Below are 13,569 nucleotides of genomic sequence, written 5' to 3'. Positions count from 1 at the left end.
CAAACTGACGTCTGATCATCACGATTCCGACGGGACGAGGACTTCGCGCGCATGACGACGATCAATGTCTCTGGTCTCACCGAAGCCGAGGTGGCTCAGCGGGTTTCCGAGGGTAAGAGCAACGATGTCCCGACGCGGGCGGCCCGCAGCGTTTCGGAGATCGTGCGCGGCAACGTTTTCACCCGCATCAACGCGATTCTGGGTGTCCTGTTCCTCATCGTGATGTCCACCGGATCGGTGATCAACGGTGCGTTCGGCCTGCTGATCATCGCCAACAGCGCGATCGGCATCATCCAGGAGATCCGCGCCAAGCAGACGCTGGACAAGCTGGCCATCGTCGGGCAGGCCCGGCCCACGGTGCGTCGGGCATCGGGAAGTCGCGATGTGCTGCCCAGCGAGGTGGTGCTCGACGACATCATCGAACTCGGTCCCGGCGATCAGATCGTGGTGGACGGCGAGGTCGTCGAGGAATCCAATCTTGAGGTCGATGAGTCACTGCTGACCGGTGAGGCTGATCCGATCGCCAAGGATGTGGGCGCCACGGTGATGTCGGGCAGTTTCGTGGTGGCCGGCTCCGGCGCCTATCGCGCCACCAAGGTGGGACATGAGGCGTACGCCGCCAAGCTGGCCGCAGAGGCCTCCAAGTTCACTCTGGTGAAGTCCGAACTCCGCAACGGCATCAACAAGATTCTGCAGTTCATCACCTACTTGCTGGTGCCCGCCGGCCTGCTCACTATCTACACCCAGTTGTTCACCACTCAGGCCGACTGGCAGGACGCGGTGTTGCGGATGGTGGGTGCGCTGGTGCCGATGGTGCCCGAAGGCCTGGTACTGATGACGTCGATCGCGTTCGCGGTGGGCGTGGTGCGGTTGGGCCGGCGCCAGTGCCTGGTCAATGAGCTTCCCGCGATCGAGGGCCTGGCCCGGGTTGACGTGGTGTGCGCGGACAAGACCGGCACGCTGACCGAAAACGGTATGCGGGTAAGCGATCTCAAGCGCTGCGGGCAGGGCGGGGACGATACTGTGGCCGCGGTACTGGCCCAGCTCGCCGCCGACGATGCCCGGCCCAACGCCAGCATGTTGGCCATCGCCGAGGCGTACGCGACGCCGCCGGGCTGGACGGCCACCGCGACGGCCCCGTTCAAGTCGGCCACCAAATGGAGTGGTGCGTCCTACGGCGATCACGGCAACTGGGTGATCGGCGCTCCGGACGTGTTGTTGGACTCCGCCTCGCCGGTGGCCGAGCAGGCCGAGCAGATCGGCGCCAAGGGCCTGCGGGTGCTGCTCGTGGGGTCTTCCGATCTGTCGGTCGACGCGCCGCAGGCCCCCGGCACCGTCACGCCGGTCGCGCTGGTGGTGCTGGAGCAGCGGATCCGCTCCGACGCCGGTGAAACTCTCGACTATTTTGCCTCCCAGCATGTTTCGGTCAAGGTCATCTCCGGAGACAACGCGGTGTCGGTGGGTGCGGTAGCGGGCAAGCTGGGCCTGCACGGCGAGACGATGGACGCCAGGCAGTTGCCCCACGAACCGGATGAGCTGGCCGAGACCCTTGATCAGTACACGACGTTCGGCCGGGTGCGCCCGGATCAGAAGCGAGCCATGGTGCATGCCTTGCAGTCGCGCGGCCACACCGTTGCCATGACCGGGGACGGTGTCAACGACGTGCTGGCCCTCAAGGATGCCGATATCGGCGTCGCGATGGGTTCGGGCAGCTCGGCTTCGCGTGCGGTGGCGCAGATCGTGTTGCTGGACAACAAGTTCGCCACGCTGCCCTATGTGGTCGGCGAGGGCCGGCGGGTGATCGGCAACATCGAACGGGTCTCGAACCTGTTTCTCACCAAGACCGTGTACTCGGTGCTGCTGGCGATCTTGGTGGGGTTCGCCGGATTGTCGTCCAAGTGGTTCGGCACCGATCCGCTGTTGTTCCCGTTCCAACCCATCCACGTCACCATCGCGGCGTGGTTCACCATCGGCATCCCGGCGTTCATCCTGTCGCTGGCGCCGAACACCGAACGAGCCCACTCCGGCTTCGTGCGCCGGGTGATGACGGCGGCGCTGCCCTCGGGCCTGGTGGTCGGCACCGCCACGTTCGTCTCCTACCTGGTGGCCTATCAGGGCCGTGCGGCCAGTCCGGTGGAACAGACGCAGGCCTCGACCGCGGCGCTGATCACGCTGCTGGTGTCGTCGCTGTGGGTGCTGTCGGTGGTGGCCCGGCCGTACGAGTGGTGGCGGGTGGCGCTGGTCGCGACGTCGGGACTGGCGTATGTGCTGATCTTTTGTTTGCCGTTGGCTCAACGACTGTTCATGCTGGATCCGTCGAACCTCAAGGTCACCGCGATCGCGCTGGGTATCGGCCTGGTCGGGGCCTCGCTGATCGAAGCGCTGTGGTGGGTCCAGGGCCGGGTGCTGGGGGAGAAGCGGCGGTTGTGGAGATAGCTGGCAGCGGGGAGAATGTGCGAGGTTCGGTTGAATACCGAGAAGATGTCGAAACGATAGGGTGGGCTCATGGGATTCCTGGACAAGGCGAAGCAACTGTTGTCGCAGAACGCTGACAAGGTCGAGCAGGCCATCGACAAGGCCGGCGACATCGTCGACGACAAGACGCAGGGCAAGTACAGCCAGCATGTCGACAAGGCGCAGGAAGCCGCCAAGAACGCAATCAACAAGGACGAACCGCAGCAGTAACCATGGCTAAATTGTCTGTCTCCGTCGATGTTCCGTTGCCGCCGGAGAAGGCGTGGGAGTACGCCTCTGATCTGTCCCGCTACGACGAGTGGCTGAGCATCCACCGCGCCTGGCGGTCGCAGTTGCCCGAGACTCTGGAAAAGGGCACGGTCATCGACTCGATCGTCGAAGTCAAGGGCATGCTGAACCGCGTGAAGTGGACGCTGGTGAACTACAAGCCGCCGCATTCGCTGACCCTCAACGGCGATGGTCGTGGTGGGGTAAAGGTCAAGCTGATCGGAAAGATCACGCCGGCTTCGGTGGACGGCGGGGAGGGCGCGAAAGTGTCCTTCGACGTCCACCTCGGTGGGCCGGCCCTGTTCGGGCCGATCGGCATGGTGGTCGCCGCTGCGCTCAAGGGCGATATCCAGCAGTCGCTCAACAAGTTCAAGGCGCTCTACGCGTCGTCGTAGTTTCTCTCGCGAACAGACACAAACCTGCCCTTTCTCAAGGGAAAACAGGCAGGTTTGTGTCTGCTCGCGTCAACGACGAAATCGTCGGCTGACCAGCCTGGTGAACTCGGCTGTCGAGCGCTTCACGGACTCGAGTTCCAGCGATACCAATAGCGTGTCAACCATGGCGAAGGGCAGTGTTGTCACGACGGCGCCGCGGCCGTATTCAAGGTGCCAGGAACCCGGGTGGATGGTCAGGCCGCGGGCACGCCCGCGGCCCAGACACGTGCGTTCTCCGGGCAGCAGCGTCGGCAACGGAGCGATGTCGTCGGACTCCAAATCGTAGGAGTCGATCTGCCCGGCGAGCAGGAACTTGTGGATGTCGACGTGCTTGTAACGACCTGAAAAGCCTTGCGTCCCAGTGGGAGATCCGAACAGTACGACGTACTCGCGTGGACTGAAGTAGAGGAACCGCGCCTTACCCAGGATTCCTCCGGCTTTGCTGCCCACCCAGCGTCCCGGGTCTCTGCCGATCAGATCGGGATACTGGTCGGCCAGCAGGTCGATGGCCCGCGTCAAAAGCTTGCCGTCGTCCAATGGTAGGCCGACGACCTGCTTGGCCACGGTGTGCAGCACGTCCGGATCGATCTTGTATGTCATCGGTCGAACTCCAGCGGCAGGCTGGTGGGGCCGCTGAGGCCCAGAAGTGGCTTCCAGGGCACCGGCCCGGCCACCCGGGGGTTTCCGAGCCGTCGAGACAGGATTGTGAGTGCCTCCGCGAGCTCGAGCCGCGCCAGGTTGGCGCCCAGGCAGTAGTGCACGCCCCCGCCGAAGGTCAGGATCGGCGGCGGGTCCTCGCGGGTGATGTCGAAGCGGGTCGGGTCGTCGTAGACGGACTGATCCCGGTTGGCCGCGTAGGTGTTCACGATGATGAATGTCCCTGCGGGAAACGTGTACTCGCCAATCGCGGCGTCATCGGCGACGCTGCGCACGGTGCTGCACATCGACGGTGAATGGCGCATGGTCTCTTCGACGGTGCGCATGGTCAGCTCGGGCTGCTCCCGCAATAGGGCCCATTGGTCGGGGTGGTCGCAGAGCACCTGCATCGAGGCCGCCAGCTGGCTGCGGGTGGTGTCGGTTCCGGCGACCAGGATGGAGAACGCCAGCATCCGTAGCTCGGCGGCGTCCAGCCGATCGCCGCCGTCTTCGATCCGGATCAGGTCGGATAACAGATCGTCGGTCAGGTGCCGGCGCCGGCTGGCGATCATGTCATCGATGTAGTCGTCGAACTCGCCCCACGCCTCCAGTACGACCGGCTCCTCCTGGGCGAGGTCGCAGTCGAAGCTGACGATTTTGAAGATGTCCTCGGCCCAGCGGGAGAACTGCTGCCAGTCCTCGCGCGGTGCGCCGAAAAGGGCGCAAATGATCGGAATCGGATACGGCCGCGCGACGTCTGCCACGAACTCGCACCGGCCGGCGTCTTGAATACTGTCGAGCAGTTCGTTGACGACACTGTGGATCGCGTCGTGCATGCGCGCGGTGGCACGTGGCGTGAAAGCCCGGGCGACCAGGCTGCGCAACCGGCGGTGTTCCTCACCTTCCATGTTCAGGATGCTGCGGGTCACCCTGTTCCACAACGGACCCGACGTGATGCCGTGGGCGGACAGGTGAATGCCCTGAGGGATCCTGAACCGCGGATCGCGTAGTACGGCGCGGGCCATCTCGTAGGACAGCACTTCGGGCCCGATCGGACCGAGTGCGATCGGCGCGACGTCCTGAGCCGCCCGGAACTGCGGATAGATCTGCTGCGGGGTGTCGGTGACGGAGTAGTCGAGGGTCGGCAGATCCGCATCGAACACACTGGGTTTGGCAGTAGCGGCGGTCACGAGAGGATCCGGATCGGCAGTTCGGGCAGGCTGCACGTCGCCGACGGCCACGTGATGTCGGGGACATACCCTGCTATCAACTCGAATTCCGGTATGCGGGAAAGCCATTCGTTGACCATCAGCTTGAGCTCCATCCGCGCCAGGTGCGCTCCGAGGCAACGGTGCGGGCCGCCACCGAAACCCCAGTGTTTGTGCAACTTGCCGTCGAGCACCAAGTCGTCGACCGATTGTGCGTCGCTACCATCGCGGTTGATTGCGCCGAGGCAGAGCCGGACTTCAGATCCGGCGGGCAAAATGACGCCGGCAATGGTCACCGCCTGGGTAGTGATGCGTCCGACGATAGGAGCCGCCGGCTCCAGCCGGAACATCTCTTCGACGAATGCCGCGACTCGGCTGGGATCCTCGATGAGTGCCGCGCGCAGCACGGGTCGGCGCGCCAGTTCCAGCATGGTGGCACCTATTGTGGCGGTGACGGTGTCCAGGCCGGCGAGCACGAAGACCAGCGACAGCCCGATCGCCTCGTTGTCCGTGAGCGAATCGTCACCGTGCAGTAGCAGCGACAGGATCCCATCGCACGGCTGATCACGTTGTTGTGCGACGGCTTCGGTGAGGTATGTGTACAGCTCCAGCGCCGGGGTGAGGTCGATACTGTCGGGGTCGGTCGCCAGGCTGAACGCAATGATGGAGTCCTTCCATCCGATGAGCCTTTCCCGGTCGTGGAGGGGCAGGCCGAACAACGTGAGAAACACCTGCGATGGATACGGCGTGGCCAGATCTGCCATGACCTCGCACTTTTCGCGGGCGGCAAGAGGTTCGATGATGCCGATCGCCTGGGCCTGCAAGGTTGGCAGGACGCTTGCCAGGGTCTGGGGGCTGAAGAACGGCTGAAGGATACGTCGAAATCGCGTGTGTTCCGGGGGGTCAAATGCGAGCGGGACGAGCGGTACCGGGCTGACCATCTCGTCGAAGGTTCGCTTGGACGAGAAGACGTCGGGACTCCGCAGTGCTGAAAGTACGTCCTCCCGGCGAGTGAGGTAGTACCAGCCCTCGCCGTACACCACGGGCCCGAGGTCGCGCAGCTTCGCCCAGCCTGCGCCGCGGTCGCTCATCATGGGCAGGTCGCCGTAGCGGACATGCGGCAGTTCTGGCGCCGCTTGAGCCTCAGTCATGGCAATCCCCGCGCTTTCGTCAGACGTTGGTGGAAAGGAACGTCAGCGGCAGACCCAGGACGGACAGGTCGATCTCGTCGAGATAGGAACCCTCGCCGGAGAATTCCTGCTTGAACCGCGTCGCCGACCCGTAGCGCGCGGCCACGGTCTCGGCCGCCGCGGCGTCGGGCACTCGGAGTACCACGGTGTACACCCCGTCGCCGTGGCGGTCGAGGAAGTCGTTCACCGATGCCGCCACCGACGCGGACGAGCCGGGCACCGGGCTGATCAGCTCGACGCCACGGTCCCAATCCAGCTGCACGTGCACGCCGAGGTCGGTGAGTTCGGCAGCGTTGAAGGTGAATCCGAGGTCGGTGAACAACTGGACCATGCCGGCTTGCCGGTCCGCGGCGACCGCGAACACGACGTGGTGCAGTGACGGTTCGGTGTTCATTTCCGGACCAGGCCGCGGGGCCGGACGAGCCCGAGGTCGAGGTGGTTGAGCCAGCCGGGCGGGGCATCGCAGACGTCCGGGATCGCGTTGATGGCGCCCATGGCCGTCCAGTCGTAGCCGGGATGGGCCATGGTGCCGTCCTTCTGCCTGACACCTTTGAGGGTCAGCTCGGTGGGCGGGTCGCCGTCGATCACGATCTCATACCGGGTTTCACCCCAATCCCACGCCGGTTCAAGCTTTTCGGGGCCCGCAGTCACGTAGATCGCGTGGAAGACGATCAGTGGTTGCCCGCCGAGCCACGCAGTCCATTCGTGCCGCTGAGCGGCGACGGTGCCCTTCGCGATCGCGCCCTCGTCGTGCGGGATGTCCTCGGCAGCCGTCGCGATGTCGACCTCGGCGGCGGTCACCTCGTCGATCGTCACGCCGAGGCCGTCGGCGATCATGTGCATCGATTGGGCGAAAAACGGCAGGCCGAGCCCCAGAATTGTTGGCTCGGTGAGGAATTTGTCTTTGTCCTTGCCGAATCCCATCCAGTCGATGTGGTCCATCGGCGCGTCCTTCAAGACGTCGACGACCTCGTACACGTGGATGGTGTCGATCCTGTTCATCACGCGGGCAAGCGTGAGCGGAAGGATGTCGCCGGCATAGCCCGGATGGATGCCGCCGCCGTGGAACGAGGTGCCACCGTCGGCGCAGGCGGCCCGGATCTGCTCGGCGGGCTCGCGGAAATCCGGTGATGGATGGAAGAAGCCGCTTGTGGTCACCACGTTTTTGCCCGAGCGCAGGAGCCGGCAGACGGTGTCGACGTCCATGATGATCGGCGTGTAGAACACGCAGTCGGCGTCGAGCGCCATGATCGCGTCGATGTCGTCGGTGGCGATGACGCCGGTGGGTGCGACACCGACGATCTCACCGGCGTCCTTGCCGACTTTTTCCTTGCTGTGCACCAGAACACCGACCAGTTCGAATACCGGACTGTCGGCGAAATGCCGGACACCGACCTGACCGACGTCTCCGGTCATCCATTGGATGATGCGATAGCTTCTCTCAGACATTCAGGACACCTCGGGGCAGTAGAAGCGGCAGGTTGTTGTAGGTGGCGATGCCTGCGGGCGCGGCGACGACCGCCGGGATCGCGGTGATTGCGGGCATCGCGGTGATGGTAAGTCCGAGCATGATGAAATCGTCCAGAGTTTCGGCCACGAAGTCCGGTGGGGGTTCGAAGCTCAGCGTGCTCGTGATGGTGGGCCGGCCCTCGACGGTGACGGTGTATCCGAACCTGGTGGGCCAGACCGGTTCCAGCGACTGGCCTTTGGTCCATACTCCACGGATCTCGATCACGTCGCGGTCGCCGACGAATCCCTTCCATCTGACGTCGATTCCCGCGACGCAGCCGGCTTTGATGGTCCAGTCGCCGGGCAGTTGGAGTTCTTCGGTGGTCTGGGCGTACTCGGCTTCACAGCGCACGGCGTCGAGCCGCACACCCAGGGCGCCGGCCACCAGTTGCACCGCTTCCCGGAAGATGCCGGACCCGTTCTCGGTGATCGCATGCAGATCGGGTTGATCGATGGGATGGCCGAAGCCCATGGGGATCTCGGTGGCCGGTGAGTTGTAGATGGTGGTGTCGAACGACTCCACGATGGAGATCCGGTCGACGCGGTCGGAGATGCCCGCGGTGACAACGGCGAAGAGCTGGATGAAGCCCGGGTTGATGCCGCTGCCGAAGATGGTCGAGCCGCCCCGCGCGCACGCGTCGACGACGCGTGCGCGGCCCTCGCCCAGGCTGTGGCCGTTGATGAACTCGGAGGTGGTGACGACGTTGACGCCCGCGCCGAGAATGCGGACCAGGACGTCCACGTCGGCGAACATCGGGTTGTAGACGACGCAGTCCGGCTTCAGCGCGAGCAGCGTGTCGACATCGTCCGTGGCTGTCACACCCAGCGGTTCGATGCCGCAGAGTTCGCCGACGTCCTTGCCGACCTTGTCGGGTGCCCAGGCGTAACACCCGACGAGTTCCAGATCCGAGTTGGCGGCGATGGCATGGACCGACTTGCGGCCGACGTTGCCCGTCGTCCACTGCACGACCCGGTAGGTCATGTCGTGGACCGTTCACCAGGTGTGAATACCACGGGCACCGAGCGGAATCCGCGCGTGACGGAGTTGCCATGAAACCGTGCGACTTCGTCTCCTGCGAGCGTGAAGTCGGGCATCCGGGACAACACCCGCTCCAGGCCCACCTGGAACTCCAGGCGGGCCAGGTTGGACCCGAGGCAGCGGTGCACCCCGGCGCCGAAGCCGAGGTGCCGGTTCTCGCGGCGGTCCAGGATGCAGCGGCCCGCGTCGGGGAACTCCTGTTCGTCCCGGTTGGCGGAGGCGTAGTTGACGATCACCGACTCGCCCGGCGAAAAGGTGCAGCCGCTCAGTTCGACTTCTTTGGCGACGGTGCGGGGAATGCCGTGGATCGATCCGGCGAACCGGATGAATTCCTCCACCGCGCGGGCGAGGAGTTCGGGATCGCCGATGAGGCGGTCGCGCTCGGCCGGGTTGGTGGCGAGGTAGTGGTAGGCGAAAGACATTGCGCTGGCGGTTGTCTCGAGTCCGGCCTGGACCAGGAGCATGGCGTTGGATACGACGTCGCCGAATGACAGCTTCTCACCGTCGATTTCGGCCGAGAGCAGGACGTCGATCATGTCGTCACGGGATGGCTGGTCCATGCGCACGGTCACGGCGTCGTGCAGGTGCTGATACAGCGCGCCCCAGGCGCTCATCCGGTCCTGCTCGGTGGTGCCGTTGAGTGCGGTGTCGGTGAGCTCGACGCACAGCGGGACGTCGTCGACCGGCATGCCGAGCAGGTACTTGAAGAACACGACACCGGGTTGGCGCCAGGCGATCTGGGCGAGGTCGCCGGATCCGCTCTCGATGAAATCGTCGATGAGCCGGTCTGTCTCGGAGCCGATCTCGGGCCGTAGCGCCTTCATCCGGCCCGGCGAGAAGTAGGGGTTGAGGACCTTGCGGAATTTCTGCTGTCGCGGCGGGTCGAGGGTGATCACCAGATCACCGGCGAGTTGCTCAGCTCCCTCCGGCGTCGGATTGCTGGAGAAATGCTCCCAGTCCTGCAGGATCTGGACACACTCCGCGTAGCGCACCGCCACCCACGCACCCGCCGGTGTCGCGCTGAGGAACGGTTTGTCGGTGCGGGCGAACGGTGACTGCTGCCGCATCACCGAGTAGACGTCGTAGAGAAAGTCGTTGTCGTCGAAGTCCTGGTGGCGCAGGTCCCAGTTCTCGGCGTGACGTTCGAGCGATTCCGGCACAGTCGGGCTCCTAGGGGTTCTGCTGCTGTCCTGCGGCTTGACGTGCTTCACGTTCCTGGTGGATCTGGACCAGCTCACGGAACCCGATCCGGTTGTACTTGGGCACCGGCTGGATTCCCCACTCGTCCTTGGCCGTGTCTTTGCCTGCGGCGCCTTCGGGCGGCCCGAACGCCGGGTACGGGACCTTGCATTCGAGTGTGTCGTCGGAATAGCGAACCTTGAGCAGTTCACTGCAGATCTCGGTGAGGCTCAAGGTGGGGTACCCGTAGTAGACCGCCATGAACGGCAGCGTGAACGCGCCTTCGATGACGAGGGCGATCAGGCACACCAGGACGGCGCGTTTGATCCACTTGTGCATGCGCGCGTAGTAGGGCGTGGTACCCGGGGGCAGGTCCTCGGCCTTCTCCTCAGTGGCTTCAGGTGTCGTTGTCACAGTTGCTCCTTAGTCCGAGAAGATTTCGCGGTTCACCGTGTGCAGGTACGGGATCGCGAGGAACGGGGTGATGTAGAAGATGTCGTAGAGCCACCAGCCGATGACCGGGAACACGACGCCTGCGAAGCGCACATCGGCGAACATCGTCATGTTGAACACGTAGAGACACCAGATGAGCACACCCATCCAGCAGGTGATGATCATCCATTGGTGGCCCCACCGTTTCATCTGCAAGAAGCCGATCGCCGCAGCGCACCGCATGGCGAAGACAGTGAGGATCATGCCGAACACCATGGATTTCTCGCCCGGTCCGGCGGCTCCGCCTACCCACAATTCGTTGTAGTGCCAGAAGTATCCGGCGTCGAACATGGCGCCCCAACCGACCATCAGCACGCGGTTGATGAGGGTGTGGTTGGCGACCAGGTCCAGCGCCCAGCCGAGGCTGTTGAGCATGCCGTCGATCAGCACGAGATAGCCGATCAGCGTCACGATCATCGGCCGGACGGAATACCCCGCGCGCAGTGCCTGGCGCTGTAACCACACGCCGCGCATGAAGATGGGTAACCCGATCAGCCCAGGCGCCCACATACCCATCAGGCCCGCGCCGACGATCATCCACTTGTCGGCCCGCCGCTGCGCCAGCCGGGATGCCTCATGGTGTTCTTCGAGGTTGCCGGAGCCCTCCAGCGGAACGGTCGGGGTGACCTTGGCGCCCGATTTCCGGTTCAGCAGAGGAATGTTCACAGATCCCACCAGCCTCGGGCGAAGGACATGTACAGCTGGATGAGAAACATGGTCAGCAGATATCCGTAGATGACGACCTGCAACACGATCAGCGCCTTCTTGCGGTTGCGTTCCTTCTGATCCACCATGGCGGCGATTCCTTCCTAGGTACTTGTGCTGTTGACGTCGGCGAGACTGGCCGCAGCCACTTCTCGCAGTCCTTCGGTGATGGCGCCCTCGCTCGACAGCGGGGCGAGCACACATGCCTCGGCTGCTTCGAGTTCCGTTGCGCCGGCCGCGATCAGGTGGCCCGCGGTGACCAGCACCCGGGTGGAGGGCGGTTCGAAGTGGAAGGCCTCGTCAGCGGTGCGGATCGCGGTTGCGCACCGAACCAGCCGCTGCGCGGTGGGCAGTCCGACGCCCGCTTCGGCGACGATCACCTCGGCCTCGCGGTCGGGCGGTAGGTAGTGCATCGGCAGTGTGACGAACCGCTGCCGGAACGACGGCTTGAGCTCCTTGAGTGAGCTGCGATAGGCGGGGTTGTACGAGCACACCAGCATGAAAGTCTCTGGCGCATGGACGACTTCGTCCGCACGGTCCAGGTAGAGCGTGCGCCGGTGGTCGGTGAGCGAGTGCAGGACGGCCAGCGAATCGTGGCGTGCCTCGACGACCTCGTCGAGGTAGCAGATCGCCCCGGCCTTGACCGCTCGCGTGAGGGGCCCATCGGTCCAGACCACGTCGCCGCCCGTCACCATGAACCGGCCGACGAGGTCCGAGCTGGTCAGGTCGTCGTGGCAGCTGATGGTGACGACGGGTCTTTCCAGCAGTGTGCCCATGTGCTCGACGAGGCGGGTTTTCCCGCAGCCTGTCGGGCCGGTGAGCATCACCGGCAACCGCTGCCGGCAGGCCTGCTCGAACAGCTGAACCTCGTTGCCGTTGGCGTAGTACGTATCTGTCATGAGGTGACCAGCTCCCTGTGGACGTGAGCGAGGACGCGGGGAAGTTCTTCGATGCGGCGGATGCGTTGGGACCGTTTGGGTCCGAACACTTCCGGCAGGGGGTCCACGCGGGTGGGCCCGACTCCGACGTAGTACATGGAGACGCCGGCGTCGTTGGCTTCTTCGACAGCGTGGGCGGCATCGGCCCAGGCATAACGGCCTTCGTAGCCTTCGTCGGAGATCAGCCCGTCACCGATGACGATCAGCAACCTGCGCTCCGACGGCTGTGCGAGCAGGCGGCTGGTCATGTGCCGCAGTGGCGCACCGAGTCTGGTGTAGCCGCCGGTGGACAGGCCCAGGCTGCCGGGCGGGACGAAACGCCGCTCCGCGAAGTCCTTGAGGCAGCTGACTTCCACGCGATGGCGGGTGTTCCCGGTGAATGTGAAGATGCCGTGCCGTTCCCGGGCCGACGTCATCGCGCGCGACAGCGCGTCGGCGCAGGCCAGCTCGAGTTTGAAGATCTTGCCGCCGTGCACCCCGAGCGAGGAGCTGCCGTCCAGCAGCAGCGCGGTGGTGACGTCGCGGCTGGCCGGCAGCAGTTCACGGAACAGGCGTGGTTCGACCGCCTCACCCGTCGTCACGTCGATGTAGTGGTTGACGTACTGGTCGACGTCGAGGTCGGACCCGTCTTCCAGCCGGTTCTTCATCGCCCGATGGGTGTTCTCCTCGAACCACTTCCGGACATCGACGGCGACCGCGCCGGGCTGCCGGTCACGGCCGGTACGCGGTTGTTCGAGAACCGCGACGTGGTTCGGCATGAAGCTCTGCGTCCACGCGTTCCACTCCGGATAGGGGATGCCCGGCCGGTGGTCGGGGGTGATGTCGAGGTCGTTGTCCTGCGGCCGGCTCGGCGGGGGAAGGTTGGAATTGCGGACCCCACCGTCGCCGCCCGCGGGGACGGAGTGCGGGGCCGGTGAACGCTTCTGGTTCGTGGTCCACGGCAGCCGACCGAACGTGCGGCGCAGCTTGTCGGACAGGCCCTGTGGCAGCGTGTAGGCCCGCGGCAGACTGCCGAGCAGTGGATCGATGGGGAACTGCTGTGAGGTGCGCGCCAGGGCGATGGCCCGGTTCAGCATCTCCTTGGCGTCCATGTCGGCACTGGCGGGTTCCAGGTGCGGCAGTGCCGCGCGGAGATCTGCCAGCAGTCCGGGCCAGTTCGCGGCGACCCAGCCCAGCGCGACGCCGGACTCGACGAGCGTGAGTGCGGCCAGCTCACGGGTCGACAACTCGTTGAGCCGGTAGTCGACGATGCGTTCCTTGGACGGCGAGCATTGCAGTGCCACACCGCATGTCAGCGTTCGCCGGGACCAGTCGCGTCGTGGCGGATAGGGCACGTGCACGACGTCGAGCAGGGAACTCAGGCCGAAACCGCGATTCTGCCCGCTGACGAGGCGCGCCCCGCTACGGCGCTGGTTGCTCAACGCCACGGCGGTGACGGCGCAACTGCGCTCGGTCGCCATGGCGTGGGCTTCGCTGAGTTCCGGCATCTGCTGCGTC

15 protein-coding genes are annotated in these 13,569 nt (G+C 64.9%); 3 read left to right on the top strand and 12 right to left on the bottom strand.

Annotated features, from left to right (window positions below):
- Positions 1-51 precede the first annotated feature (51 nt).
- From H977_RS0124000 to H977_RS0123990, 3 genes are all read left to right on the top strand, one after another.
- Positions 52-2,436 carry an HAD-IC family P-type ATPase gene (locus H977_RS0124000; protein ID WP_029110249.1) on the top strand — a complete coding sequence of 795 codons (2,385 nt, stop codon included), beginning with the start codon at positions 52-54 and terminating at the stop codon, positions 2,434-2,436.
- A 69-nt stretch (positions 2,437-2,505) separates the two neighbouring features.
- Positions 2,506-2,685: an antitoxin gene (locus tag H977_RS0123995; RefSeq protein WP_029110248.1), complete on the top strand. Its 180-nt coding sequence runs from the start codon at positions 2,506-2,508 to the stop codon at positions 2,683-2,685.
- A 2-nt stretch (positions 2,686-2,687) separates the two neighbouring features.
- Complete coding sequence (locus H977_RS0123990; protein WP_029110247.1) at positions 2,688-3,137, top strand: type II toxin-antitoxin system Rv0910 family toxin; 450 nt, start codon at positions 2,688-2,690, stop codon at positions 3,135-3,137.
- Between the two features lie 69 nt (positions 3,138-3,206).
- On the opposite strand, the gene H977_RS0123985 is transcribed toward H977_RS0123990, so the two are convergent.
- From H977_RS0123985 to H977_RS0123930, 12 genes are read right to left on the bottom strand one after another with little or no spacing between them, the layout of a single operon-like run.
- On the bottom strand, positions 3,207-3,776 hold the full coding sequence (locus H977_RS0123985) for an isomerase (protein ID WP_029110246.1): 570 nt from the start codon (positions 3,774-3,776) through the stop codon (positions 3,207-3,209).
- A complete protein-coding gene (locus tag H977_RS0123980; RefSeq protein WP_029110245.1) occupies positions 3,773-5,002 on the bottom strand; it encodes a cytochrome P450 in 1,230 nt (409 codons plus the stop codon). The genes H977_RS0123985 and H977_RS0123980 overlap by 4 nt, the downstream gene beginning before the upstream one ends.
- The gene (locus tag H977_RS0123975) at positions 4,999-6,171 is read right to left on the bottom strand and encodes a cytochrome P450 (protein WP_029110244.1); all 1,173 of its coding nucleotides are present in this window, start codon (positions 6,169-6,171) and stop codon (positions 4,999-5,001) included. The genes H977_RS0123980 and H977_RS0123975 overlap by 4 nt, the downstream gene beginning before the upstream one ends.
- A 19-nt stretch (positions 6,172-6,190) precedes the next feature.
- On the bottom strand, positions 6,191-6,604 hold the full coding sequence (locus tag H977_RS0123970; protein WP_029110243.1) for a hypothetical protein: 414 nt from the start codon (positions 6,602-6,604) through the stop codon (positions 6,191-6,193).
- Positions 6,601-7,659 carry an NAD(P)H-dependent amine dehydrogenase family protein gene (locus H977_RS0123965; RefSeq protein WP_029110242.1) on the bottom strand — a complete coding sequence of 353 codons (1,059 nt, stop codon included), beginning with the start codon at positions 7,657-7,659 and terminating at the stop codon, positions 6,601-6,603. The genes H977_RS0123970 and H977_RS0123965 overlap by 4 nt, the downstream gene beginning before the upstream one ends.
- Positions 7,652-8,701: an NAD(P)H-dependent amine dehydrogenase family protein gene (locus H977_RS0123960; protein WP_029110241.1), complete on the bottom strand. Its 1,050-nt coding sequence runs from the start codon at positions 8,699-8,701 to the stop codon at positions 7,652-7,654. Before H977_RS0123960 ends, H977_RS0123965 begins: the two co-directional genes overlap by 8 nt.
- Positions 8,698-9,918 (bottom strand): cytochrome P450, encoded by a 1,221-nt coding sequence (locus H977_RS0123955; protein ID WP_029110240.1) that lies wholly within the window; start codon positions 9,916-9,918, stop codon positions 8,698-8,700. Before H977_RS0123955 ends, H977_RS0123960 begins: the two co-directional genes overlap by 4 nt.
- 10 nt (positions 9,919-9,928) lie before the next feature.
- Positions 9,929-10,351 (bottom strand): hypothetical protein, encoded by a 423-nt coding sequence (locus H977_RS0123950; RefSeq protein ID WP_029110239.1) that lies wholly within the window; start codon positions 10,349-10,351, stop codon positions 9,929-9,931.
- 9 nt (positions 10,352-10,360) lie between these two features.
- Positions 10,361-11,095: a hypothetical protein gene (locus H977_RS0123945; RefSeq protein WP_029110238.1), complete on the bottom strand. Its 735-nt coding sequence runs from the start codon at positions 11,093-11,095 to the stop codon at positions 10,361-10,363.
- Positions 11,092-11,223 carry a hypothetical protein gene (locus H977_RS36090; protein ID WP_036476980.1) on the bottom strand — a complete coding sequence of 44 codons (132 nt, stop codon included), beginning with the start codon at positions 11,221-11,223 and terminating at the stop codon, positions 11,092-11,094. The genes H977_RS0123945 and H977_RS36090 overlap by 4 nt, the downstream gene beginning before the upstream one ends.
- A 15-nt stretch (positions 11,224-11,238) precedes the next feature.
- Entirely contained in the window at positions 11,239-12,033 is a 795-nt protein-coding gene (locus H977_RS0123935) for a CbbQ/NirQ/NorQ/GpvN family protein (RefSeq protein ID WP_029110236.1), read from the bottom strand.
- Positions 12,030-13,559 (bottom strand): nitric oxide reductase activation protein NorD, encoded by a 1,530-nt coding sequence (locus tag H977_RS0123930; protein WP_029110235.1) that lies wholly within the window; start codon positions 13,557-13,559, stop codon positions 12,030-12,032. The genes H977_RS0123935 and H977_RS0123930 overlap by 4 nt, the downstream gene beginning before the upstream one ends.
- Between the last annotated feature and the right edge of the window lie 10 nt (positions 13,560-13,569).

It is taken from the genome of Mycobacterium sp. URHD0025 (genome assembly GCF_000426065.1).
Taxonomy (GTDB): Bacteria; Actinomycetota; Actinomycetes; order Mycobacteriales; family Mycobacteriaceae; genus Mycobacterium.
This window is presented reverse-complemented; position numbering and strand designations above follow the sequence as displayed.

Excerpts from the sequence above, each read along its gene's own strand:
- H977_RS0123970 (WP_029110243.1), bottom strand. The coding sequence starts at position 6,604 with ATGAACACCGAACCGTCACTGCACCACGTCGTGTTCGCGGTCGCCGCG.
- H977_RS0123960 (WP_029110241.1), bottom strand. The coding sequence starts at position 8,701 with ATGACCTACCGGGTCGTGCAGTGGACGACGGGCAACGTCGGCCGCAAG.
- H977_RS36090 (WP_036476980.1), bottom strand. The coding sequence starts at position 11,223 with ATGGTGGATCAGAAGGAACGCAACCGCAAGAAGGCGCTGATCGTGTTG.
- H977_RS0123935 (WP_029110236.1), bottom strand. The coding sequence starts at position 12,033 with ATGACAGATACGTACTACGCCAACGGCAACGAGGTTCAGCTGTTCGAG.
- H977_RS0124000 (WP_029110249.1), top strand. The coding sequence starts at position 52 with ATGACGACGATCAATGTCTCTGGTCTCACCGAAGCCGAGGTGGCTCAG.
- H977_RS0123985 (WP_029110246.1), bottom strand. The coding sequence starts at position 3,776 with ATGACATACAAGATCGATCCGGACGTGCTGCACACCGTGGCCAAGCAG.
- H977_RS0123930 (WP_029110235.1), bottom strand. The coding sequence starts at position 13,559 with ATGCCGGAACTCAGCGAAGCCCACGCCATGGCGACCGAGCGCAGTTGC.
- H977_RS0123965 (WP_029110242.1), bottom strand. The coding sequence starts at position 7,659 with ATGTCTGAGAGAAGCTATCGCATCATCCAATGGATGACCGGAGACGTC.
- H977_RS0123990 (WP_029110247.1), top strand. The coding sequence starts at position 2,688 with ATGGCTAAATTGTCTGTCTCCGTCGATGTTCCGTTGCCGCCGGAGAAG.
- H977_RS0123975 (WP_029110244.1), bottom strand. The coding sequence starts at position 6,171 with ATGACTGAGGCTCAAGCGGCGCCAGAACTGCCGCATGTCCGCTACGGC.
- H977_RS0123995 (WP_029110248.1), top strand. The coding sequence starts at position 2,506 with ATGGGATTCCTGGACAAGGCGAAGCAACTGTTGTCGCAGAACGCTGAC.